We start from the raw sequence: 22,410 nt of genomic DNA, 5'->3' as shown, positions 1-22,410 counted from the left end.
CTTTTTTAAGTACTTTTACTTTAGTGATAACTTTTTATAATAAGTGGTTTCAAGGGCCGTATCATTATTGTAAAAATGGAAAAAAGAGCTTTCTATCATTGGAGTTTCGGGATTGTAATAATGGCGTTGGTAGGCGCTTGTGGTGGCAATATTGAAATACCGCAGGACGTCGAAAAAGCGGCGGCGAGCTTGCCCGAAAAATTGGACTATAACTTACATGTCAAGCCCATTCTGTCAGACCGCTGTTTTGCGTGTCATGGTCCTGATAAGAATAAACAAAAAGCGGATTTGCGTTTGGATATTGCCGACGCTGCCTACGACAAAGAATGCGAAAGCGGCCTAAAAGCCATCGTGGCGGGCAATCCTTCCAAAAGCGACGTAGTGCATCGTATTTTGTCAGAAGACCCTGAATATGTGATGCCTGAGCCCGCTTCTCACCTGACGCTCTCGGTAGAAGAGAAAGCCATTCTTATCAAATGGATTGAGCAAGGGGCGGAGTATAAACCGCATTGGTCATTTGTGGCTCCTGTTAAGCCAGCGTTGCCAAAGGTTAAAAATGAAGGTTGGGTCAAAAATGATATTGACCGATTTATCCTTAAAAAATTAGAAGATAAAAAGCTGACTGGCAACGCCGAAGCACCAAAAACCACCCTGCTTCGACGCGTATATCTGGATTTAATCGGGTTGCCCCCAACGCCCGAACAAGTCGAAGCCTTTGTAAAAGATACGTCTCCCAATGCTTACGAAAAAGTCGTTAATGAATTATTGAAAAACCCACATTTTGGTGAACATCACGCCGTCGATTGGCTCGATGTGGCGCGCTATGCCGATACTCACGGTTATCAAGACGATGGTCTGCGTACTATGTGGCCTTACCGCGATTGGGTCATTAAGGCCTTCAATCGAAACCTAGCGTTTGACCGCTTTGTGACTTGGCAATTGGCAGGGGATATGTTGCCCAACCCACAAAAAGAACATCTGATAGCTACGGCCTTCAACCGCAATCATCAGCAGAGTCAGGAGGGAGGAATTGTGCCACAAGAATATTTTGTAGAATACGTAGCCGACCGCACCAATACCTTCGGAAAGGCGTTTTTGGGACTGACGGTCGAATGCGCGCGTTGTCACGACCACAAATACGACCCCATCAGTCAGAAAGATTACTATTCATTGTTTGCTTTTTTCAATAACAACAATGAATACGGTCAAATCCCCTACAACGGCGAGCCTAGCCCAAGCATCACCCTGCCTAAGCCTGCAACGGAAAGACAACTACGATTTATCAAAGAGAAACTTTCTGTCGTTGAAAAAACGCAGTTGCAAAATGCATCAGCCCTTCGTCAGCGGTTTGAAAAATGGTTAGCGAAATCTGTACAAGCACCGCTAATTGCGCCCAAAACGGCTTTGATGATTGATGTGCCGTTTGACTCCATGACGGTGCGCCCAGCGGGAGAAAAGAAAGACAAAAGACGGCCAATATTTACAAATTTAGCCAACGATACCCTCAATTTTGAAACCAACGGAGATTTGGATTTTCTGCCCGTGCGAATCAAAAGCCCACGCGGAAAAGGCGTACGTTTGGTGGGAGAGAGCTATATGCAAATGCGCGGTATCAACGGTTGGGGGCAATACAAAGAAGTGCCGACCATTTCGGGCTTTTTTGAACGAAACCAACCTTTTACCGTCAGTTTGTGGGTGGGTATCACTGATCCTAAGTTCAAAGGGCCACTCTTTAACCGCAATTTAGGGCCGTTCAACGGCTTTCGAGGCTACGAATGTGAGCGTTTGGAAGACGGGCGGCTGGCGTTTCGGTTAAGCAATGTTTGGCCCGACAATGCCATTGATTTTGAAACTGACTACGTGCTTAAAGCCAATCGTTGGGCGCATCTTACCATGACTTACGATGGTTCAAGCAAAGCCAACGGCCTGAAAGTATATGTTAATGGAAAACGAGCCACGGGCCGGGTCATGTCGGATGGACTGCGGGAAAGTATGCTTTGGGGGAAAAATCATACCAATTGGGGAGCCGGCGCACCTAATTTTTCCATCGGCCAGCGCCACGATTACAACTACAAAGGCTACGCGGTGGATGAACTCAAAGTCTTTGCCCGTGAGCTAACACCGCTGGAAGTCCACAGTGTGATTGGTCAAAAAGATTTTGTGAAAATTGCCCTTCAAACTCCAAACGATAAGCGAACCGATTTTCAAAAAGAGGGTCTTTTTGAGTATTTCGTTACCAACATAGATACAGAAAATCAGAAGCTACTGTCTGAGCGCAAGCACTTGTTGGCAGAAGAAACGGAGTTACTCAATAAAGAGATTGACGTGATGGTGATGCGCGAACGCAAATACCCTCGCAAAGCGCACATACTCAAACGCGGTGCCTATGATGCCGTTGACCAAGAAGTGACGGCGGATACGCCTGACCAATTTTTTAAGATTCCGAAAGAATTACCGCGCAACCGCCTAGGGTTAGCTCAATGGCTGACCCACGAAGAAAATCCGCTCTTTGCGCGCGTAATGGTGAATCGAATGTGGCAACGGTATTTTGGAAAGGGGCTAGTGGTGTCGGCGGAAGATTTTGGTAATCAGGGAGATTTACCCACACACCTCGAATTGTTGGATTATTTAGCGGTAAAGTTCAGAGAATCTGGCGGTCCGTCGCACGGCGGTCCGTCGCACGGATGGAATTATAAACTGCTGCAAAAGGAAATTGTCATGTCGGCCACCTATCGGCAGTCTTCAGTGGCTAAACCTGAATTATTGGAGTTAGACCCCAATAATTTATTATACGCCCGAGGTCCAAGTTACCGTATTTCGGCCGAACAAGTGCGGGATGCTGCTTTGGCAGCAAGCGGCTTATTGAGTCCTCACATCGGCGGCCCAAGTGTACACCCTTACCAACCCGATGGTATTTGGGAAGCGTTAGCTACGCGGAATGCGGTGCAATATGTTCAAAGTCATGGAGATACACTTTATCGACGAAGTATGTATACTATTTGGAAGCGCAGTTCACCGCCGCCGATGATGCTCAATTTTGATGCTTCTGAGCGCCATTTTTGCAGTGTAAAGCGCCAAAAAACCAGTACGCCTTTGCAGGCGCTGGTCACGCTTAACGATCCCCAGTTTGTAGAAGCCGCGAGAGTATTAGCGCAGCGGAGTTTACTGTTAAACCGAGGGGCTGATGGTAACGTAAAATCTATCACTCGTATTTTTATGGCCCTCACGTCCCGCCCACCGCGATCGGGTGAGTTGGCAGCCATGACGCAGTTGTACAATGAAGAATACCAGGATTTTCTGAAAAATCCTAAGCGCGCAGATGAGCTATTGAAAGTAGGTGAGTATCCTGTGGATATGTCCCTGAATAAACTGGAATTGGCAGCCATGACCATCGTGGCGAGTACCGTAATGAATTTTGATGAGTTTGTGATAAAGAGATGAAAAACGCACTGGAAGAATTCGAACAACATACCCACGACCAACTCAGTCGTCGGAATTTTTTGTCGCGTACCAGCATTGGCTTAGGGGCGGCGGCTTTTTCGTCGTTGTTGGGAACAAATCAAGCGCAGGCTGCGACTGGTCCTGGGGGAGCTTTGGGGAAACCACATTTTCCTCCTAAGGTAAAACGCGTCATTTATCTGCACCAAAGCGGCGCGCCTTCGCAGTTGGAACTGTTTGATTATAAGCCAAAACTGGAACAAATGTGGGGCAAGGACCTGCCCGAGTCTGTTCGGAAAGGCCAACGCCTCACGGGCATGACGGCGGGGCAAAGTAGCTTTCCGTTGGCGGCATCGTATTATAAATTTGCCCAACACGGCCAAAGCAAAATGTGGGTTAGTGAGTTGTTGCCTTATATTTCTAAAGTCACCGATGAGGCCACTTTTATCCGTTCCATGCATACTGAGGCCATCAACCACGACCCCGCCATTACGTTTTTTCAAACGGGGAGTCAGCAGGGCGGAAGGCCTTCTTTTGGCTCCTGGGTAAGTTATGGCTTGGGTTCAGACAACCAGAATCTGCCTTCGTTTGTGGTATTGTTGTCCAAAGGGCGCGGTGGCGATCAGCCATTATACGCTAAATTGTGGTCAAACGGTTTTCTGCCTTCTGTGCATCAGGGCGTCGTGTTTCGCTCAGGGCCAGACCCAGTCTTTTACCTTAACAATCCCGCAGGTATCGACCGCATGAGCCGCCGACGGATGTTGGATTATTTGGCAAAAATGCATCAGGAACAATACAAACAGATTCTTGACCCCGAAATCAACAGCCGCATGGCGCAGTACGAAATGGCCTATCGGATGCAAACGGCTGTGCCCGAAACGATGGATATATCCAAAGAGCCCGACTATATTTTTGATATGTACGGTCCCGAAGCCAAAAAAGCGGGGACGTTTGCTGCTAACTGCCTGTTGGCGCGAAAACTGGCCGAGAAAGGCGTGAAATTCATTCAGCTCTATCATCAGGGATGGGACCAACACGGCAATCTCCCTAATGACATTAAAACCATGGCTAAGTCGGTCGACCAACCTTCGGCAGCGTTGGTGATGGACTTGAAACAGCGTGGTTTGTTGGATGATACCCTCATTATTTGGGGCGGCGAGTTTGGTCGAGGCTCTTATTCGCAGGGGAAACTCACCAAAGAAAACTACGGCCGCGATCACCACCCGCGTTGCTTTACCATTTGGATGGCGGGAGCTGGGGTGAAAAAGGGCTACATTCATGGAGAAACCGACGATTTTAGTTATAATATTGTACGTGACCCAGTCCACGTACATGATTTTCAGGCCACGGTCATGCACTTGTTGGGGATTGACCATGAGCAGCTTACGTTCAAGTCGCAAGGCCGACGCTACCGCCTGACCGATGTACACGGAAAAGTTGTGAAACCTATTTTGGCGTAACTTTCTCACGCTCAAATGTCAAAAAGCACAGGGGTGATTCTTGTGCTTTTTTTAACATTTTTTTAGACGTTTAGGAGTCAATAATTTTTTCAAACGGGCGTTGTTAGAGTGAACTATCCACTCTAATCTTACTCGCCATGAAACACAGCTTTACATTAGGCCTTTTGTTACTTGCTACTGCGGCCTTTGCCCAAACCGAAAAAGGAAATTCTTTTATTTCCGGCAATATTTCAACGGGGTATTCTTCAAATATCTACCCTAAGAATACTTCTAATACATCCGGTACCTTTTCACTTTCCTCGGGAATTTCCTACGGAAAGTTTATTAAAGATGATGTTCTATGGCGTATCGGAGTATCTGAAACCTTTAGTAGGAACTACTGGAAAAATAATAATTCAAAACTTTCTAACCCTTATGGCTCACTTTCACTTAATTCGAGCGGGCTTTATTTTTTTGGGAAAGAGCGTTGGCGAGGGTTTGTAGGAGGGGGGCTTAGTATTTCTGGAAGCTTTTTTAACATTAAGCAAAGCGTTGATGGTAAACAGGAGCTGATATCTAAAGAACGAAATTTTTCAATTCAACCTCTTTTTGAAGCCGGTGCACTTTATTTTTTTAATAAACATTTAGCTATCCAACTATCAACTACCTCCAATACCTTTCCTCTCAACAGCTATGGTTTTTCTACGGGATTACTTTACTGGATTAAGCCTACTTCATTTGAGGCTGAGACCAAAGAGCTGTCTATTTTAAATAAAGGGGGATGGACTTTGGGTGCAGGTTTTGATGTGGATACGCGTCGATTAAGAAATAATCTTTCTAACCAATCCTCGAATCCAATGCAAACTGGTGAAAGTGAGACGAATATATCTCTGCAGGTAGGAAAGTTTATCAAGAATAAAACGATGATTGGAATAAGAATGGGATATAGTAAAAATTATTCTGAAGTCACTTCTACGCCCCAAATTCTCACTAAAAGAAGTATGTATCGAGTAGGTATTTTTAGGAAGCAATATCTTTTTGCTACGCGTCTTACCCCTTATTGGGAAGTTGAGCTCAACTATATACGCAATAATCAAGAACAAAAAGATGCTTCTAATTTTTCAACTACTCACTTTAATACCTTCGAACTCCGACCCAATATAGGGTTGGCCTATTTGATCAGTAACCATTTTTTAGTGGAAACCCAGTTGGCTGACCTATTGGTCAGTTATGGTACCCAGGCCAATTCAGAGTATAAAAACTGGAGCGCAAACCTAAGCGGCGGCCTTCGACCCAATCTACGTTTATCCTACGTATTCTAACAAAAAACAGAGCAGGCACCCGTGAGTGCCTGCTCTGTTTTTACTATTATATTTGCGGGCTATCGCTTATTTTTTAAACAACGAATCTACAAATTGAGCGCGGTCAAATACCTGTAAATCATCCATTTTTTCGCCTACTCCGATGTATTTGACAGGGATTTTGAACTCGTCCGAAATTCCGATTACTACGCCACCTTTGGCCGTGCCGTCTAGTTTGGTAATGGCTAAGGCCGTTACGTCGGTGGCTTTGGTAAACTCACGGGCCTGAATAACGGCATTTTGGCCCGTACTTCCATCCAACACCAACAGTACCTCATGCGGTGCTTCGGGCAGAAACTTCTGCATGACGCGTTTGATTTTTGACAGCTCGTTCATCAAGTTGACCTTGGTATGCAAACGACCTGCGGTGTCAATGATGACTACATCGGCGTTCATTTCCACGCCTTTTTTTACAGCATCGTGCGCCACGGCGGCAGGGTCGGTGTTCATGCCGTGGTCAATGACCAATACTCCAGCGCGCTGACCCCAAGTTTTGAGTTGGTCCACAGCGGCCGCCCGAAAGGTATCTCCCGCGCCTAAAACTACTTTTTTCCCGCGTTTTGTAAACTGATGGGCGAGCTTACCGATGGTGGTGGTTTTGCCCGCGCCGTTTACCCCTACGACCATAATGACGTATGGTTTTGGCAAGTTTTCGGTCTCAAAACTGTCTTTAAAATCCAGCGATTTATTTTCTGTCAGTAAAGTGGCGATTTCGTCGCGCAGGATACTGTCAAGTTCTGAGGTGCCAGTGTATTTGTCGCGCGCTACGCGCTCTTCAATTCGCTTTATAATCTTGACCGTTGTACCCACGCCCACGTCAGAACTGATTAGAATATCTTCCAATTCATCGAGTACGTCTTCATCAACGGTAGATTTCCCTACAATTGCCCGGCTGATTTTTCCAAAGATACTTTCCTTAGATTTTTCCAGTCCTTTATCAAGCGATTCTTTTTTCTCTTTAGAGAAGAAATCAAATAAACCCATAGTACGTAGCGGCCCGTGCGGCAGTTTATAGTTTACGGCCAACAACGCTCGGCAGAATAAATAAATTCGGAGGGTTGCTGGAGAACACACAAATAGAAAACGCACAAATATAAAAACAAAAAAAGTCCCTTATCGGGACTTTATCAAATATCGTTATGGTAACAGAGGTTGCGGATTAGTTTTTCAACGCAGCCTGTACTTCGTCGGTAGGAACGATAACCTCCTTAAATGTGTAAGCGCCAGTCTTTGGTGATTTAATTGCTTGAATCACTTTGGCGTAAGTCTTACCACCTTCTTTTTTCAGGGTTGCAACTACTTTCTTTGCCATTGTTGTATAAGTTAAAATTGTTAATTGTTAACGGTCAGTCAGTTAACAGCACTTGTTGACTATTAACGATGAACAAATAACGAATTATTTAATTTCTTTATGAACCGTTACTTTTTTCAAATACGGATTGTATTTCTTGAACTCCATACGTCCTGGAGTATTTTTGCGGTTCTTAGTTGTGATGTAACGTGACATCCCTGGAACGCCCGATTCTTTCTGCGCTGTGCATTCCAAAATTACTTGTATTCTGTTACCTTTCTTTGCCATTGCTTTACGTCAAATTTGAAAACGGAGTGCAAAGTTACAGATAGTCAAGCAGAAGACAAAATAATTTCTTAAAATTTCAGCAAAAATATTTATCTACCTTTGCGCTGAAAATCATTCATTATGCGTATCAACCCGCGTATCACCGCTTTATTGCTGGCTTTGGCTATTTCAGGCATCACAGTGGCCTTCCTTTCGTTTGTCAGCGGCACCACGCTGAGCATGCTTTTTGTGTCGGGAGTTGCTGGTTTTTTTGGGGCATTTTTTCTGATTTTATACGCTATTGAGATTTTGGTGTACCGCGAAGTCACCAAAATGCATGAAACCATTCAGCGCCTTAAATTGAAGGACTTTAGTTTTCCCCGTAAAAACATTGTCAGTGACCCCAATCCCCTCAAAAAACTGAATCAGGAGATTTTTGTCTATGTGGCCCGCAAACAGCAGGAAATAGATGAATTGAAGAAAATGGAGGTTTTTAGACGGGAGTTTCTGGCTGATGTTTCGCACGAGCTGAAAACCCCCATTTTTGCCGCCCAGGGGTTCATTCATACCTTATTGGACGGGGCCATGGATGATGAGAAAGTGCGGGATAAATTTCTGCAAAAAGCTGCTAAAAGTTTAGACGGACTAGATGCCTTGGTCAAAGATTTGGTGGCGCTTTCACAAATGGAAACGGGCGAAATCAGAATGCGCAAAGACCGCGTTGATTTGCGGCTAATTACCCTAGAAGTGTGCGAGCAGCTCGAAAACAAGGCCAATCAGCGGAATACAGTTCTTAAAATAAAACCCGACCGAATGCTGCACGTGTGGGTAAAAGCAGACCCGCAGCGGATAAGCCAGGTAATGACAAACCTCATCGAAAATGCCATTAAATACGGAAATGACAATGGCAAGGTAATTGTACATTTTGAGGAAGATAAAAAACATTATCTCGTAACCGTGCGTGACAATGGCCCGGGGATTCCGCCCGAACATTTGTCGCGGATTTTTGAGCGATTTTATCGGGTAGACAAAAGTCGCTCAAAAGAAAAAGGAGGAACTGGTCTGGGATTAGCCATCGTAAAGCATATAATTAACGCTCACGGTTCAAAAATTACGGTTACGAGTAAGATAGATAAAGGAACCACGTTTACGTTTAAATTAGACAAAGCGGATTGATTCAAAGACACTATTTATCCTATTCATAAACATGGTCTCTAGATGTATGACTTATTTTACGGATTAGGCTGATTGAACTTTTTTGACTTATTTTACGCCCTTAATTCAAGAAAAATAGAAATTTTCCAATATTAATCACACTTCAAAAAGACGATTCTTCTATGAACATTGCACTTGTCACCGGTTCGGCCGGATTGATTGGGAGCGAATCTGTCGCTTTTTTTGCTGATAAATTTGACCTCGTGATTGGGGTAGATAACAATTTACGTCAATATTTCTTTGGGCAAGACGGAAACACCGAATGGAATCGAACTCGTCTCCAAGATGGTTTTGCCAACTATAAACACTACAGCGCTGATATTCGGGAAGTGAGCCAATTGGAGCCTATTTTTAAAGAATACGGCACCGATATTAAGCTTATCGTACACGCAGCGGCGCAACCTAGCCACGACTGGGCGGCCCGTGAGCCGTTTACTGACTTTGGGGTAAATGCCGTAGGTACCCTCAATATGCTCGAAATGACACGTTTGCATAGTCCTGATGCTGTGTTCATATTTACATCTACCAATAAAGTTTATGGCGATAATCCTAACTATCTACCATTGGTAGAATTGGAAACCCGCTGGGAAATTTCGGAAGACCACGTTTATTACAAAAACGGGATTGATGAACACCACAGCCTTGACCATACCAAGCACTCTATTTTTGGCGCGTCCAAAGTAGCGGCGGATATTATGTGTCAGGAATATGGCCGTTATTTTGGCATGAAAGTAGGAGTATTCCGTGGTGGCTGTTTGACGGGCCCGAACCACTCAGGAGCGCAATTGCACGGATTTTTGGCTTACCTTATGAAGTGTACTATTACGGGCAATCCTTACACCATCTTTGGATACAAAGGAAAGCAAGTGCGCGACAACATTCACAGCTACGACTTGGTAAATATGTTCTGGCATTTTTATCAAAACCCACGCCCAGGTGAAGCCTACAATGCAGGTGGCGGGCGTCATGCCAACTGCTCTATGTTGGAGGCCATCGCAATTTGTGAGCAAATTGCAGGTAAGAAATTGACCTATCATTATTCAGAAACCAACCGTATTGGTGACCATATTTGGTACGTGAGTGACTTAACCAAATTTAAGAGTCATTATCCAGGTTGGGATTGGAGTTATAACCTTGAGCAGACATTGGTTCAAATTCACGATGGTATTGCTGCTCGTTTGGCAATGCCTGCGTAATTGTTATCGGGTAACTACAGCTTATGCTCGATAGATAACTGATAACGAAAGAAATGACCCCAAAATACGTCATACTCATACCACAATACAACGATTGGGAGGCGCTAAACCTGCTCATCGAGCGCATTAATCAAGACGTAGCGACCGACACACTGGCCGCTACGTCTTTGGTTATAGTGGATGACTGTTCGAGTCAGGAAATGGAAAAAATAGCGCCTTTTGCTGGACAAAAAGTCCAAATCGTGCGGCTGTACCGTAATCTAGGCCATCAGCGGGCCATTACTATCGGGTTGTCGTACATTGCCAAAGAGCTACCCTGCGAGAAGGTCATTGTCATGGATGCCGATGGCGAAGACGCGCCCAAAGATATTAATGCCTTAGTAAAGGCTTCTGAAAAATGGCCCGACAAAGTCATTTTTGCCCAGCGGACTAAGCGGCAGGAAAGTTTTCTTTTTAGGTTCTTTTACGGCATTTATAAGTTCATTTTCAGGCAATTGACTGGAAAAGTGATTACGTTTGGTAATTTTTCACTTATCCCCCAGCGTCGCCTACAAAACTTGGTGCGCGTATCCGAAATCTGGAATAATTTTCCGGGTGGTATCATTCGTTCCCGGATTCCGTACGAAGCAATACCCACCGAGCGCGGAAAACGCTTGGCTGGCGAAAGCAAAATGAATTTTGTGTCGCTGGTGTTGCACGGATTAAGTACGGTATCAGTTTTGATTGATGTAGCGGCGGTCCGGATATTGATATTTTCCATTGGAATGTCACTGGTTGCGCTGTTCATTATTTTTGTGGTATTATTTTTGAAATGGATGGATCATGCTACTCCCGGCTGGGCGTCTACGCTGAGTTCGGCGTTGTTGATTGTGGTGTTGCAATCTTTTCTAATTTCATTGTTTTTAGTTTTTATGGTACTGCAATACCGTACCCAACAGCAATTTATCCCCGTACTTCAATACCGTGATTTTATTGAAAAAGTGGAAGAATTGTAAACGAATTAATACGAGTCATAACTTGGTAAAAAACAGTAAGTGATAAGCTTCGATGATTTCCCTGTAGTTTATTTTGCACTGGGCTATGCATTGGCCGCTGGAGTCGTATTGCTTTTTTTTCTTCGAAAGAATATCCCCTTTTTTCCTACATTACTACTGATTTTAAGTGCTGTTTTGGTGGTATTGATGCGTCTGCCGATTCTGCTTTTCAATCAGGAAATCAATCCAGATGAGAGTCAAATTATTGCCCATGCCATTACCCTAAGCCAGTATCCAACTTATTGGGAATCAGTGGATGGAACGACCATTGGCCCTATCAATAACTATATGCTTTTGATTCCTGCCTTTTTGGGGCTGGGTTTTGATTATACGGCTATTCGATTGTTGGGTTTGGTCTGGGTTATTGGGAGCTTGTGGTTTTTTTATCAAAGTGTCAAAAACTTTTTTGATGCACCCACGGCTCAGTTGAGCCTTCTTCCCCCCTTGTTTTTTCTTGCGTTTACCCAAGACCCCGATTTTGTACACTATTCGAGTGAACAATTGCCGCTTTTTTTGCTGAATGTTGCGTTGTGGAGCGTTTCCAAAATAAATGCGGCTCGCTCAAACAGTTTTGTAGGCATTTTTTTGCTGGGAGTAGTACTGGGATTGAACCCTTTTGCCAAGATACAGGTAGTGCCGCAGGTGGCTGTGATAGGCCTTTGGGCGGTGATAAGCCTTTATCAGCATAAACACTTTTTGAAGTCTGTGCTAGTCTTGGTGGCGGGTGGTTTGGCTGTGCCCGTTTTTATTGTTGCATTGGCTGGATTATTGGGGGTGTTGGATGATTTGTGGGATTATTACGTGCTCGGAAACCTCATCTACGCGGGCGGTAGCTCATTGGTGGATGCCATTTTTCGATTGCCCTCTTTTTTTGCGAAAAGTACCGACTTCTTATTATATCTAGGGAGTTTGGGACTCATTAGCGTGCTTAGTTTTTTTCAAAAAGACAAACGGCTTTCTGCCTCCACTCAACTAGGAGCGTTTGTTGTATTGTGGTTGGTAGCGGCGCTTTATGCGGCTACAAAAACGGGCAATGACTTTGTCCATTATCTTAATCTCTGTATTTACCCATTGGCGCTTTTAGGAGCCTTATTCATTTATAAGAGCCAAAAAAATGGTTCACTTGTGCCAGTAGCCGCTTTGGCGGTATTGATTCCATTTCTTGTGAGTTTTGGTTTGAAAGCTATTCAGCATCGTCCACTCAATGTGTATGTTTCAGGAAATGACTATCGAGTGCCCGTGAGTGCTGTTTCTAAGCTAATTCTTAAATACGCTCAACCCACAGACCGTTTGGTGGTTTGGGGTTGGATGTGTCGCTACCACGTCGAAACCCAAATGCCGCAGGGGACGGCCGAGAATCACTCCGAACGGTCTATTTATCCGCACCCATTGCGCCAAAAATATTACCAGCGTTATTTGAATGACCTGAAAAAAAACCATCCCAAAGTGTTTGTGGATGCCGTTGGAAACAGTTTATGGCTCAATGATCGCCCCACGCAGGCGCATGAGGCATTTGCTGAATTAAACGATTTTATAAGGAAGAACTATCGTTTCGTAGGGGAGGTAGAAAGTACACGCGTCTACTTACGGAATACCGAACAATAAATTTGAAAATGTTAACCGCTGACTTATGCGCTAACTTTATGAAAGTTACGCTAATTTTGAATTTTGAATAGTAATACATAATGACACATAATCAATTCCTCGAATTGCTGGTTTCCCCAAAAACAGGAGAACCGCTGAAAGTAGCCGACAATGGCTTATCTCTTACCGCTCCCGATGGCACTGTTTATCCAGTATTGGATTCGGGAATTGTAGACATGGTTCATCCTCGCGAATTGTTTGAAGACGATGCCCGCGAGCAGTACCTGTACGACCAAGCCTATCAGCGCTATGACCGTGGTGTATCGTGGGTGTTTGAAACCCTCAATCACTCCGACGAAGCCGCTACGCGTGAGTTTATGATTGGGTTGATGGGGCTTAAACCTGGGCAAACAGTGCTGGAAGTAGGAGCGGGAACGGGCAAAGATTCGGCTTTGATTATCGACCAAATTAGCCCCGGTGGAACGGCGGTGTTGTCAGATTTGTCGCCCAATATGTTGCGTCTGGCTACGCAAAAACTGCAACCAAAAGACGTAGATGTTCATTTTTTTCTAGGAAATGGCTCTTATTTGCCTTTTGCCGACGGAACCTTTGACTCGGTATTTCACTTTGGCGGTATCAACACTTTCTCCGAGCGCAAAAAAGCGTTTGCTGAACTTACGCGCGTGGTGAAAGTAGGAGGGAAGGTGGTTATCGGAGATGAAAGCATGGCTCCGTGGCTGCGTAAAGAACCCACGTATGAGATTCTTTGGAAAGCCAACCCACTCTTCCGGGCAGAAATACCCTACGAAGATTTGCCAGCGACCGTTGAAAATTTCAAGCTTCACTACATTTTTGGAAATTGCTTCTACGTGATGGAATACACCGTAGCAGCCAAAGCGCCTGAAATTGACGTTGAGTTGCCGATTCCTGGCAAAGATTTTATTGATAACTGGCGTATTCGTGCGGAAGGAAGTTCAAAATAAATGTTTTGTCACCCTGAAAGGGCCTAGTGCCTACGGTTGTTAGTTAGATTTTAGGCGCTTTCAGCACGACAAATACCGATAAACTATGTGGCAAAAAAAAGGAGTAATTTATAAACCTGATGGCTCGTTGGCGCACAGTCGCTCGCACGCACAGGTACCGTTTGCATATAAGCACCCCGATTTTTTACGGGTTTATTTTTCCTCACGCGATGATAATGGGTATTCTCGTCCAACCTTTATTGATGTTGATTACGACGACCCTACCAAGATATTATACATCCACGACCGCCCTGTACTGGAGCTTGGTGGTCCGGGAGAATACGATGAAACGGGAGCGATGCCCGCGTGGTTTGTCGATATGCCCAACGGTGATATTTGGTTATATTACACGGGTTGGAACCGTACTTGGAACTCCTACCGGCTTTCAATGGGGTTGGCCGTAAGTCATGACGGAGGGCTTTCTTTTACCAAAATGTTCAGAGGACCTATCATGGACCGCAGCATTGAGAATCCGCTGTGGGCAGCTCAACCGTCAGTCATTCGTGAAGACGATGGCACGTGGCGGATGTGGTACATTTCGGGACACAAATGTGAGTACATACACGGATATCCAGAACCTTATTACCGGGGGCAGTCAGCAACGTCGACCGATGGTATTCACTGGAAAATCAGTGATGTGCCTACGCTAGATTTTGACGATTTTTTACACGCGGTAGGCCGTCCGAGCGTTTTTAAAGAAGACGGAATCTATAAAATGTACTACTCGTACCGTCATACCCGCGATTATCGTATTGATCGCAATCAAAGTTATCGCCTCGGATACGCCGAATCGGTTGATGGAGAGCATTGGGAACGGAAGGATAATTTGGTTGGTATTCATAAATCTGAAAATCCAGAAGATTTTGATTATCAGATGATTGATTATGCAAATTACTATACCCATAATGGCAAGAAGTACTTGCTTTACAATGGTAATGGCTTTGGTGCGGCGGGGTTTGGGTATGCGGTATGGGAAGACTAAACGATTGGAACGATTGTTGTAATTTTACCTTTTGATTTTTGACCAATGTCATTCTTTCAAAAGGAGTTGTGTGTTAGAATTGGGTGTTAAACCAAACAAATAAGTAAAATGGCAACATTAGCAGAACAGTTTCGCCAAGAGGGTTTTTTACTCCTTCGTAATTTCTTAGACAAGAGCGTGGTAGAAAATATTTACCGTGAGGCTCGTGAAATATTTGCCGTTCAAATCAAGCGTGTAACGGGCCGTGTGGTTGATATTGACAATCGTGATGAGTTTGAAAGTGCAATGTTTGAGTTTTTTGAAAAAGACTTTCCCGCTTTTCGTAATACAGGAGTGACGGTTCAACACAGCTTGTCGCTTCACCGTTTTGCGGTCAGCGAAAAAATCAGTGATTTGCTGAAAGAAGTGGGGATTGAGCAACCCGTTATCGGAGCACGTCCAGCCATGCAATTCAACAGTCGTTTTTTGTCAAAAGATGGTAGCAAACACTGGAAACTCGACGCCCACCAAGACTGGAGAACGGGCCAAGGCTCGCTAGATAGCACTGTTATTTGGTTTCCGATGGTGGATGCTGGCGCCGATTTGGGTGCTTTACAGGTGATTCCCCGCAGTCATAAAACGGGGTTGTTGGAATCAAGCACCTCGGGCTATCAGGGAGGAATTACGGCCGATTTGAAAGACGAAGACTTTGTACAGACCGAGTTTCAGGTAGGAGATTTGCTAATTTTCTCGGCTTTTCTGGTACACCAGTCTGGAAATAATATTACCCGCAACATTCGTTGGTCGGTACAACTACGTTTCAATAATTTAGCTGAGCCTACTTTTATTGAAAGAGGATACCCGATGGCTTATATTTACAAACCAGAAGCCGAATTGGTCACGCCCAACTTCCCGTCAGTGGAACAATTAGAAACGGTTTTTGCGTCTTCACCAGCCCCGGCAGTACAATGAAAGTAAGCGTCACGATTCTTACGTACAACCAAAAGAATTTCATCGGTAAGGCCATCGACAGCGCCCTTGCTCAGCAAACTGATTTCGATTTTGAAATTTTAGTGGGCGACGATTGCTCAACGGATGGTGCGCAAGAAGTGATTCAAGCATATCAGGACAAATATCCGAATAAAGTAAAGGCTGTTTTGCACTCCAAAAATTTGGGTCAAAATGGCCTTTTCAATACCATAGAAACCCTCAAATTGGCCAAAGGGCGCTACATTGCTCCCATGGATGGCGACGATTACTGGACCGACACCTCGAAGCTCCAAAAGCAGGTGGATTTTATGGAAGCCCATCCCGATTTTTCGGCCTGTTTTCACAATGCGTTGATTACCTACGAAGATGGAAGCTCGTCTCATGTGTTGAATCCGCCCGACCAAAAAGCCGTTATTACCGTGGAAGACCTCGTGGGGGAGGATGAGATTTGGTTTATGGCTACCTCCGCCGTGATGTTTAAAAACGGGCTTATGCACTATCCTGAATGGTTTTTGCAATCAACCAGTGGGGATATTCCACGCTACGTGATTTTGGCAAAACAGGGGCCAATCGGTTATGTGCCGGGTGTTATGTCCGTATATCGTAAAAACCGAGGCGGTGCTAGTTTTAGGGACCATTATCAGGATGCTCGATTTTTATACAATCGTATTCGGATGTATGAAGGAATCAACAAAGAACTTGGACATCAATACGATGCGTTGCTCAAACGAAACATTGCCCGCTATTATCGTATGTTGTTGGATGCTCGCCAATACCAGAAGCGGTATTTCCAACGGGCTGGATTGGCGTTAAAATACCTGTACTTAGGAAAACCCAATAAAGAAACCACAAAAGAGACCATTCGCGACTATATTTTGCCCAAGTGGCTGTTGCAGGTGTATAGCTTTTTTGCGCTGTTGCCCCACCGTTTGAAAGAATCATCTCGATGAAAGTTAGCGTCTGCGTTCCCACTTACAACCACGAAAAATATATTGCTCAGATGCTTGATGGTGCGCTCATGCAGCAAACCGACTTTGCGTTTGAGATTGTCGTCGGCGACGATGCCTCGACCGATTCAGCCCCCGCTATTATTGAAGAATACGCCCAGCGTTTTCCCGATAAAATTCGGGCCTATCTTCATCCCCAAAATTTAGGTCCTAAAGAGCCCAAAGAATTTGGAGGCCGCAATAACGTTCTTTTTTTGTTAAAAGCCTGTCAGGGTCAATATGTGGCGCTTTGCGAAGGAGATGACTACTGGACCGACCCGTTTAAACTTCAAAAACAGGTTGATTTTTTGGAAGCTCATCCTGACTTTGCCATTTGCCACCACGATTTGGAGGTAATTTATGAGGATGGCTCCGAAAGCCATTCATTTAACCCTAAAACACAAAAGTTGATTTCGGGGATTGAAGATTTATTGGAAGACCGTTGGTTTGTAGGTACTGCCAGTCTGATGTATCGCAATTTTTTTCAGGAAGAAGAGTTTGCTGATTGGCACCACCGGGCCGCCGCTGGCGATTGGGCGTTAGTGATTCAATTGGCGGCGCGGGGCGGTATCGGGTATATTCCAGAAGTGATGGGTAACTATCGAAAACACCGAGGGGGTTTAAGTAACGTCCATGCTGTAACTAACGCTTATTTTCTGCGTAATCGCCGCCAAATGTTTGCCGATGTCAATGAATGGCTGTCATATAAATACAATGATACCGTGCAGCAAACGCTCCGAAAATACGACCAGTTAATAGAAGAAATTGGAAATTAAAGCAAAACCAACCAATTTTGCCTTCACCGTCATTAATTTAACAACTACCTAATCGTACCGGCAGCCCGGTCATTCCGCCACTAAATGAAGCTTAGCGTTGTCATTCCCGCCTATAACGAACAGGAATCTTTACCGCAAACGTTGCAGACTCTCTACGCAGCTTTGTCTAAACATAATGTACCCCATGAGATTTGGGTGACAAATGATAACTCTAAAGACAATACGTTGGAGGTTTTGGCAAATTTGTCAAAAGAAATCCCTACGTTGGTTTACGAAACGAACCCTGGCCCAAATGGGTTTGGTTATGCGGTGCGCTATGGCCTAGAACGCTTTTCGGGCGATTGTGTGGCGGTCTTCATGGCCGACTTATCGGACGACCCCGAAGATTTGGTGAAGTTTTATAAAAAAATGGTGGAGGGGAATTATGACGCCGTGTTTGGAACCCGCTGGGGCAAAGGAGGTAAAGTGTACGATTATCCAATGGTAAAAAAAGTTATCAATCGGATGGCAAATTTTATCATTCGGGTCATAATGGGGGTGAAGTACAACGATACAACCAATGCCTTTAAGCTTTATAAAAGAGAAACGATGGAAGGACTGAAACCCTTTCTTTCGGCTCACTTTAACCTGACGGTTGAACTACCGCTCAAAACGATTGTACGAGGCTACTCATTTGCCATCGTCCCCAATAGCTGGACAAACCGAAAATACGGGGAGTCAAAGCTGAAAATCAAAGAAATGGGCAGCCGCTATTTCTTTATTTTGATGTACTGCTTCATCGAAAAGACGTTTTCGCGCGGGGATTATCGCAAAAAAACGCAGAAATAATTTTCTTTCTTAGTTTGTTTCCACCCGAATAACTGCTGGTACTGTATCAGTAGTTCCAGTGCCGCATGTATTGTTTACCATCACAACTTTATACTCGGTTGTTGTGCGGGGATTTACCGTGAGTTGATACGGATTGATAAAGGTTCCGTTGATGGTGGTGCCGTCAGAAAGCACAAAGGACCAAGGTGGTAGCCCATTTTTGAACGATACGCGCAGGCGTGCCGCACCTCCAGGACGAATCACAGCTCCGCCCGTCACGAGGGCTTGGGCGGCGTTGGGCATCATCACTTGAAGCGTGGTTGGGGTTCCTTCAATGAGTGGGTCGGTAGAAATAACCCGTACCTGTTGTGTTGAAAGTGTGTCTTTCAGGTAGGGTGGTAGAATCTTGGCTCGTAGTGAACTGGTGCCACCGATGGTAGGTAAATACACCCAACGCCCGCTGGTATCTTTGATTTGTACCAAGAATTTATTGGCGTTGTTGAAACGACCCGTGGTACTGAAAGGAACCGTAATTTCGGTGCCCGAACAAATCGTTTTATCTGATAAATTCCCAGTGGCAATCGTTGGCGGGGGTATTTTTACGTTAACAAACGCCGTCCCCGACAAATCGCCCACGCCGCAAAATCCACCAGCTGAGGTGATTGTGTAGGCTGTGGGGTTGAGCGGTGATACTTTTACGGTATAGGGGGTGGTCCGAATGTCGTTTTGGTAGGTTCCATCCGAAAGCAAAACAAACCAAGGACCACCACCGCTGAAATCTAGGGTTAAGTTGGTGGATTCTCCTTCGGCGATTTGAAGCGTGTCACGACGTAAAACGGTTTTGGCAGGGGCCGAAATGGCTACGTCGACGGTGTCGCTCATGATGGTCGGAAAGGTCGAAACAACGCGCAGTTTATAAATCCCTGGCTCTAAGCCTGCGGGTGTTTTAGCCATGATGGGACTTTGCGGAATCAACTCCGAAATATTCTTAAAATTCTGCCCAGTGGTATCGCTCAATTGAACGATAAAACTGTTGCCAGCCTCGTATTTTCCTGTTGCACTGAAATTAATTTGAAAAGGTGTAGCGGTACAAAGTCTAAAACCGACGCGAGGAATGGCCTTGAGGGCAATAACGGGGAGCGTATCCTGACTTACCTGAACCACAACTTCGCCTGAGGTGGTTCCGCTTCCGCAGGTATTATTGACGCTTGTTACTTTAAAAGAACTCGTTTGCTCGGGAGCCACTTGCGCCGTAAACGGATTCACTAACGTATTAGTGACCGTAGTGCCGTCAGAAACGGTAAACGACCAAGGTGCAGCGCCCGTGAGCATCACGCGGTAGGAGGCGGCTTGTCCTGGGCCAATTTTGGTATTTGTACTGCCGTCTATCAGCTCCATACGGGCGTGAGGCAAGGGCAAAATCGTTAACCTTGTGGGCTTACTAATAATTTCAGGATTGGTAGATATAACTCTAACCAATACACTTCCTGAGCGGTTAGTGGGCAAAGTGACTGCAACAGGCCCTTCTTTGGCTGGCTCAGAAAGGTTGACAAACTTACCCGAAGCATTGGTTATCTGAACAATGAATTTATTGTCTTCTTTAAAAGTCCCAGCGGTTGTAAAAGGAATCAGAACGGGGCTGCCCGGACAAACCGATAGGTAGGAGAGGTCGCCGATACGAACCTCGGTTTTAATCACCGTATCTGGCTTGAAAGTAGTATCACGCTGCAAGCCCATGAGCGTGGGCTTAAGCGTGTCTTTGCGAATCGTATCTGCACGCAAAGCGTTTTGAGTGGACTTCAATTGGCCGATATTTTCACTTCCTGACCACAGCCCCAGACTCGTCCAAGTCACCACGAAACAACTAATAATGAATTTATGATACATACCTCTTCCGATTGACCCGCAAAGTTAAGACAATCTCTTATAAATTTCCCACTGCCTGATGGATGTGTGCTGCTTGTTTGGGTTCAAATACCACGCACGGGAATCCAAACAAACATTTATCTTTAATCATTTGCGCGACTTCGACGGGGACTTTATCTTCCCAGCCTGGTTCGCCGCGTTTGATAAGGTCTAACACACTGTCGGTCGAGATTCGGAGATTATCTTCGTCGAAATCACGAATGTCTTCGATTTTATCGTTGCAAAGTAGAAAGTTAAAAAGGGGGTGTAGATTGGTGGGCAACGCAAAGTTTTGACAGGTCGAAAGTTTTCCATCTTTGAAAGTTGGATAAACAAAGAGTTTAACGTTTCGGCTGAATAAAGTCGAAAACGACTCCAAGATTCCGCCCGGCAGTTTTTGGTAGTAACTTTCTTCAAAAATGTATTCCAAATTAGGAATCCCCAACACCAGTCCGATTTTGAGGCGGGTTGTTTTTGCCAGAAAAGCTACCAAACGATGATATTCGTAGTAGTTTGAAATCAACACAGTTTGTCCCAACGAAATCAGAATATCCACGCGGTCCAGAAAGTCTTTTTCGTTGATGTCCTGATCGCCTCCGCGCAGGTTGTGGAGCGTAAGTTCGGCCACCATGACCACCTTTTTCTCATCCACGTCGGGTTCTGCCTTGAACTGCTTGAGGCCGTTGCGCAGCATATCTACGTGTACGTTGGTGATGGGCCGCAGGCGTCCGCGCAAGAGCAGGATATTTTTCTTGTAAAGTGCTTCCGACGGTTGTAAAACGTGGCCGTCAGGGCCAAACATGGCTACTTCGGTAAACCCGTGTTTGACGAGGTAAAGACTCATGAGTCGATTGTCAACTTTTTGAAAATCAGGCCCCTGAACGCGAATCATGTCAATTTGGATACGGTCAGGGCTGAGGTCGTCCATCAAAGAAATCAAAAGGGTTTCGGGTGATTTATGGTAAAAAAAACAGCCATAAATCAAGTTGACGCCGATGATTCCCAAGGCCTGCTGTTGCAGAATACTGTCGTTATCAAGCATTTTAATGTGGATAACCACATCGTTGTAGGGAGCGCGGGGAGTAAGCTGAAATCGCAGACCAAGCCAGCCGTGACCTTCATTGCTTTTTTGGTAATTGAGGGCAACAACGGTATTGGCAAAGGCAAAAAATAAACTGTCGGCACCGCGTTTTTCGGCGAGTCGTTGCTCCACAAGGTCGTACTCGTGTTGAATCATTTTCATCAACCGCGATTCAACCACGTAGCGGCCACTTGGCTCAGGGCCGTAAATTTCATCACTGAATTTCATGTCATAGGCCGACATGGTTTTAGCAATGGTTCCTGAAGCGCCGCCTGCCTTGAAAAAATTTGCCGCAGTATCCTGCCCTGCGCCGATTTCGGCAAAAGAGCCATAAATACGTCGGTCTAAATTGATGCGAAGGGCTTTTTGTTTGGTACCGAGGTTTTTATCGTATTTATTATTCATGAAAAAGTCGTTTGTTGATACCGGTGGGTTTAAAGTTTCCAAGTTTTTTTGTGACAAAAGCCTGAAAATGTAAGTAGCCGTGCCGTATTTACAAAAATACAACAAACTCCTTAATCCGCACCGTACAAACAGACATAAACTACTCTTTGGGTGATGTAAAATAGGCGATAATGGAATAAACTAACCCCACCAAAATGACCCTGAAAATCCGCTTAATCAATACCTCACTTACCTAAGGTGAACGGGCATCCACTTCGGGAGCTTTAAAAGCTAAGAAAGGTTGCAGTTTTTGGGGGAATTTAACACTTATCCACCCAAATTGTGGATAAAGTCCTAATTTTGTAAAAAAATAAGCAATGCAGATCGACAAAGCCACCCTTCATAAGATTGCCAACCTGGCGCGTTTGGAAATTGCGCCCGAAGAAGAAGCCCCTTTACTCCAAAGTTTGGAAAATGTACTGTCATGGATGGAGCACCTCAACGAACTGGATACAGACAATGTAGCCCCCCTGACGCACATCTCTTCCGAGATCAATGTTATGCGTGAAGATACGGTTGGCGATCATCTGCCCCGTGAGCAGGGCCTCTACAATGCTCCCTCACAGGATGGAACCTATTTCAGAGTGCCTAAAGTGATCGAATAAATAGAAAT

At 45.0% G+C, this 22,410-nt stretch carries 19 protein-coding genes; 14 read left to right on the top strand and 5 right to left on the bottom strand.

Annotated elements, in window-relative coordinates; translation table 11 throughout:
- Positions 1-75 precede the first annotated feature (75 nt).
- The 3 genes from NCI00_RS15025 to NCI00_RS15015 all read left to right on the top strand — a co-directional run bounded on the left by NCI00_RS15025 (position 76) and on the right by NCI00_RS15015 (position 6,199).
- The gene (locus NCI00_RS15025; protein ID WP_253528837.1) at positions 76-3,441 is read left to right on the top strand and encodes a DUF1553 domain-containing protein; all 3,366 of its coding nucleotides are present in this window, start codon (positions 76-78) and stop codon (positions 3,439-3,441) included.
- On the top strand, positions 3,438-4,898 hold the full coding sequence (locus tag NCI00_RS15020; protein WP_253528834.1) for a DUF1501 domain-containing protein: 1,461 nt from the start codon (positions 3,438-3,440) through the stop codon (positions 4,896-4,898). Before NCI00_RS15025 ends, NCI00_RS15020 begins: the two co-directional genes overlap by 4 nt.
- Positions 4,899-5,035: 137 nt before the next feature.
- Positions 5,036-6,199 carry a hypothetical protein gene (locus NCI00_RS15015; RefSeq protein ID WP_253528831.1) on the top strand — a complete coding sequence of 388 codons (1,164 nt, stop codon included), beginning with the start codon at positions 5,036-5,038 and terminating at the stop codon, positions 6,197-6,199.
- Between the two features lie 66 nt (positions 6,200-6,265).
- Here NCI00_RS15015 and ftsY read toward each other — a convergent pair whose 3' ends face one another.
- The 3 genes from ftsY to rpmG all read right to left on the bottom strand — a co-directional run bounded on the left by ftsY (position 6,266) and on the right by rpmG (position 7,817).
- Positions 6,266-7,222: a signal recognition particle-docking protein FtsY gene (ftsY, locus tag NCI00_RS15010; RefSeq protein WP_253528940.1), complete on the bottom strand. Its 957-nt coding sequence runs from the start codon at positions 7,220-7,222 to the stop codon at positions 6,266-6,268.
- A 175-nt stretch (positions 7,223-7,397) separates the two neighbouring features.
- Positions 7,398-7,550, bottom strand: coding sequence for a DUF4295 domain-containing protein (locus tag NCI00_RS15005; protein WP_013927273.1), 153 nt, complete (start codon positions 7,548-7,550; stop codon positions 7,398-7,400).
- 84 nt (positions 7,551-7,634) lie between these two features.
- A complete protein-coding gene (gene rpmG / locus NCI00_RS15000; RefSeq protein ID WP_114068027.1) occupies positions 7,635-7,817 on the bottom strand; it encodes a 50S ribosomal protein L33 in 183 nt (60 codons plus the stop codon).
- 120 nt (positions 7,818-7,937) lie between these two features.
- On the opposite strand from rpmG, the gene NCI00_RS14995 reads away from it, so the two are divergent.
- The 10 genes from NCI00_RS14995 to NCI00_RS14950 all read left to right on the top strand — a co-directional run bounded on the left by NCI00_RS14995 (position 7,938) and on the right by NCI00_RS14950 (position 18,388).
- Positions 7,938-8,972 (top strand): sensor histidine kinase, encoded by a 1,035-nt coding sequence (locus NCI00_RS14995; RefSeq protein WP_253528828.1) that lies wholly within the window; start codon positions 7,938-7,940, stop codon positions 8,970-8,972.
- 161 nt (positions 8,973-9,133) lie between these two features.
- Positions 9,134-10,207: an NAD-dependent epimerase/dehydratase family protein gene (locus NCI00_RS14990; protein ID WP_253528825.1), complete on the top strand. Its 1,074-nt coding sequence runs from the start codon at positions 9,134-9,136 to the stop codon at positions 10,205-10,207.
- Positions 10,208-10,260: 53 nt separating this feature from the next.
- A complete protein-coding gene (locus tag NCI00_RS14985) occupies positions 10,261-11,202 on the top strand; it encodes a glycosyltransferase (RefSeq protein WP_253528823.1) in 942 nt (313 codons plus the stop codon).
- 39 nt (positions 11,203-11,241) lie between these two features.
- A complete protein-coding gene (locus NCI00_RS14980; protein ID WP_253528821.1) occupies positions 11,242-12,846 on the top strand; it encodes a hypothetical protein in 1,605 nt (534 codons plus the stop codon).
- Positions 12,847-12,926: 80 nt separating this feature from the next.
- A complete protein-coding gene (locus NCI00_RS14975) occupies positions 12,927-13,808 on the top strand; it encodes a class I SAM-dependent methyltransferase (protein WP_253528818.1) in 882 nt (293 codons plus the stop codon).
- A gap of 85 nt (positions 13,809-13,893) precedes the next feature.
- Positions 13,894-14,829 (top strand): hypothetical protein, encoded by a 936-nt coding sequence (locus tag NCI00_RS14970; protein WP_166556436.1) that lies wholly within the window; start codon positions 13,894-13,896, stop codon positions 14,827-14,829.
- 108 nt (positions 14,830-14,937) lie between these two features.
- The gene (locus NCI00_RS14965; protein ID WP_253528815.1) at positions 14,938-15,780 is read left to right on the top strand and encodes a phytanoyl-CoA dioxygenase family protein; all 843 of its coding nucleotides are present in this window, start codon (positions 14,938-14,940) and stop codon (positions 15,778-15,780) included.
- Positions 15,777-16,748, top strand: a complete 972-nt coding sequence (locus NCI00_RS14960; protein WP_253528812.1) for a glycosyltransferase family 2 protein — start codon at positions 15,777-15,779, stop codon at positions 16,746-16,748. Before NCI00_RS14965 ends, NCI00_RS14960 begins: the two co-directional genes overlap by 4 nt.
- On the top strand, positions 16,745-17,560 hold the full coding sequence (locus NCI00_RS14955) for a glycosyltransferase (RefSeq protein ID WP_253528809.1): 816 nt from the start codon (positions 16,745-16,747) through the stop codon (positions 17,558-17,560). The genes NCI00_RS14960 and NCI00_RS14955 overlap by 4 nt, the downstream gene beginning before the upstream one ends.
- Before the next feature lie 84 nt (positions 17,561-17,644).
- Positions 17,645-18,388, top strand: coding sequence for a glycosyltransferase family 2 protein (locus NCI00_RS14950; RefSeq protein WP_253528807.1), 744 nt, complete (start codon positions 17,645-17,647; stop codon positions 18,386-18,388).
- 9 nt (positions 18,389-18,397) lie between these two features.
- On the opposite strand, the gene NCI00_RS14945 is transcribed toward NCI00_RS14950, so the two are convergent.
- A complete protein-coding gene (locus NCI00_RS14945; protein WP_253528805.1) occupies positions 18,398-20,254 on the bottom strand; it encodes a hypothetical protein in 1,857 nt (618 codons plus the stop codon).
- A gap of 37 nt (positions 20,255-20,291) precedes the next feature.
- Positions 20,292-21,758 (bottom strand): TonB-dependent receptor, encoded by a 1,467-nt coding sequence (locus tag NCI00_RS14940; protein WP_253528804.1) that lies wholly within the window; start codon positions 21,756-21,758, stop codon positions 20,292-20,294.
- A gap of 356 nt (positions 21,759-22,114) precedes the next feature.
- On the opposite strand from NCI00_RS14940, the gene gatC reads away from it, so the two are divergent.
- Positions 22,115-22,402: an Asp-tRNA(Asn)/Glu-tRNA(Gln) amidotransferase subunit GatC gene (gene gatC / locus NCI00_RS14935; RefSeq protein WP_253528803.1), complete on the top strand. Its 288-nt coding sequence runs from the start codon at positions 22,115-22,117 to the stop codon at positions 22,400-22,402.
- The last annotated feature ends 8 nt before the right edge of the window (positions 22,403-22,410 follow it).

This window comes from Runella salmonicolor (genome assembly GCF_024158025.1).
Classification (GTDB): Bacteria; Bacteroidota; Bacteroidia; order Cytophagales; family Spirosomataceae; genus Runella; species Runella salmonicolor.
The sequence above is the reverse complement of the archived record's forward strand: the minus strand, read 5'-3'. Positions and strand labels throughout refer to the sequence as shown.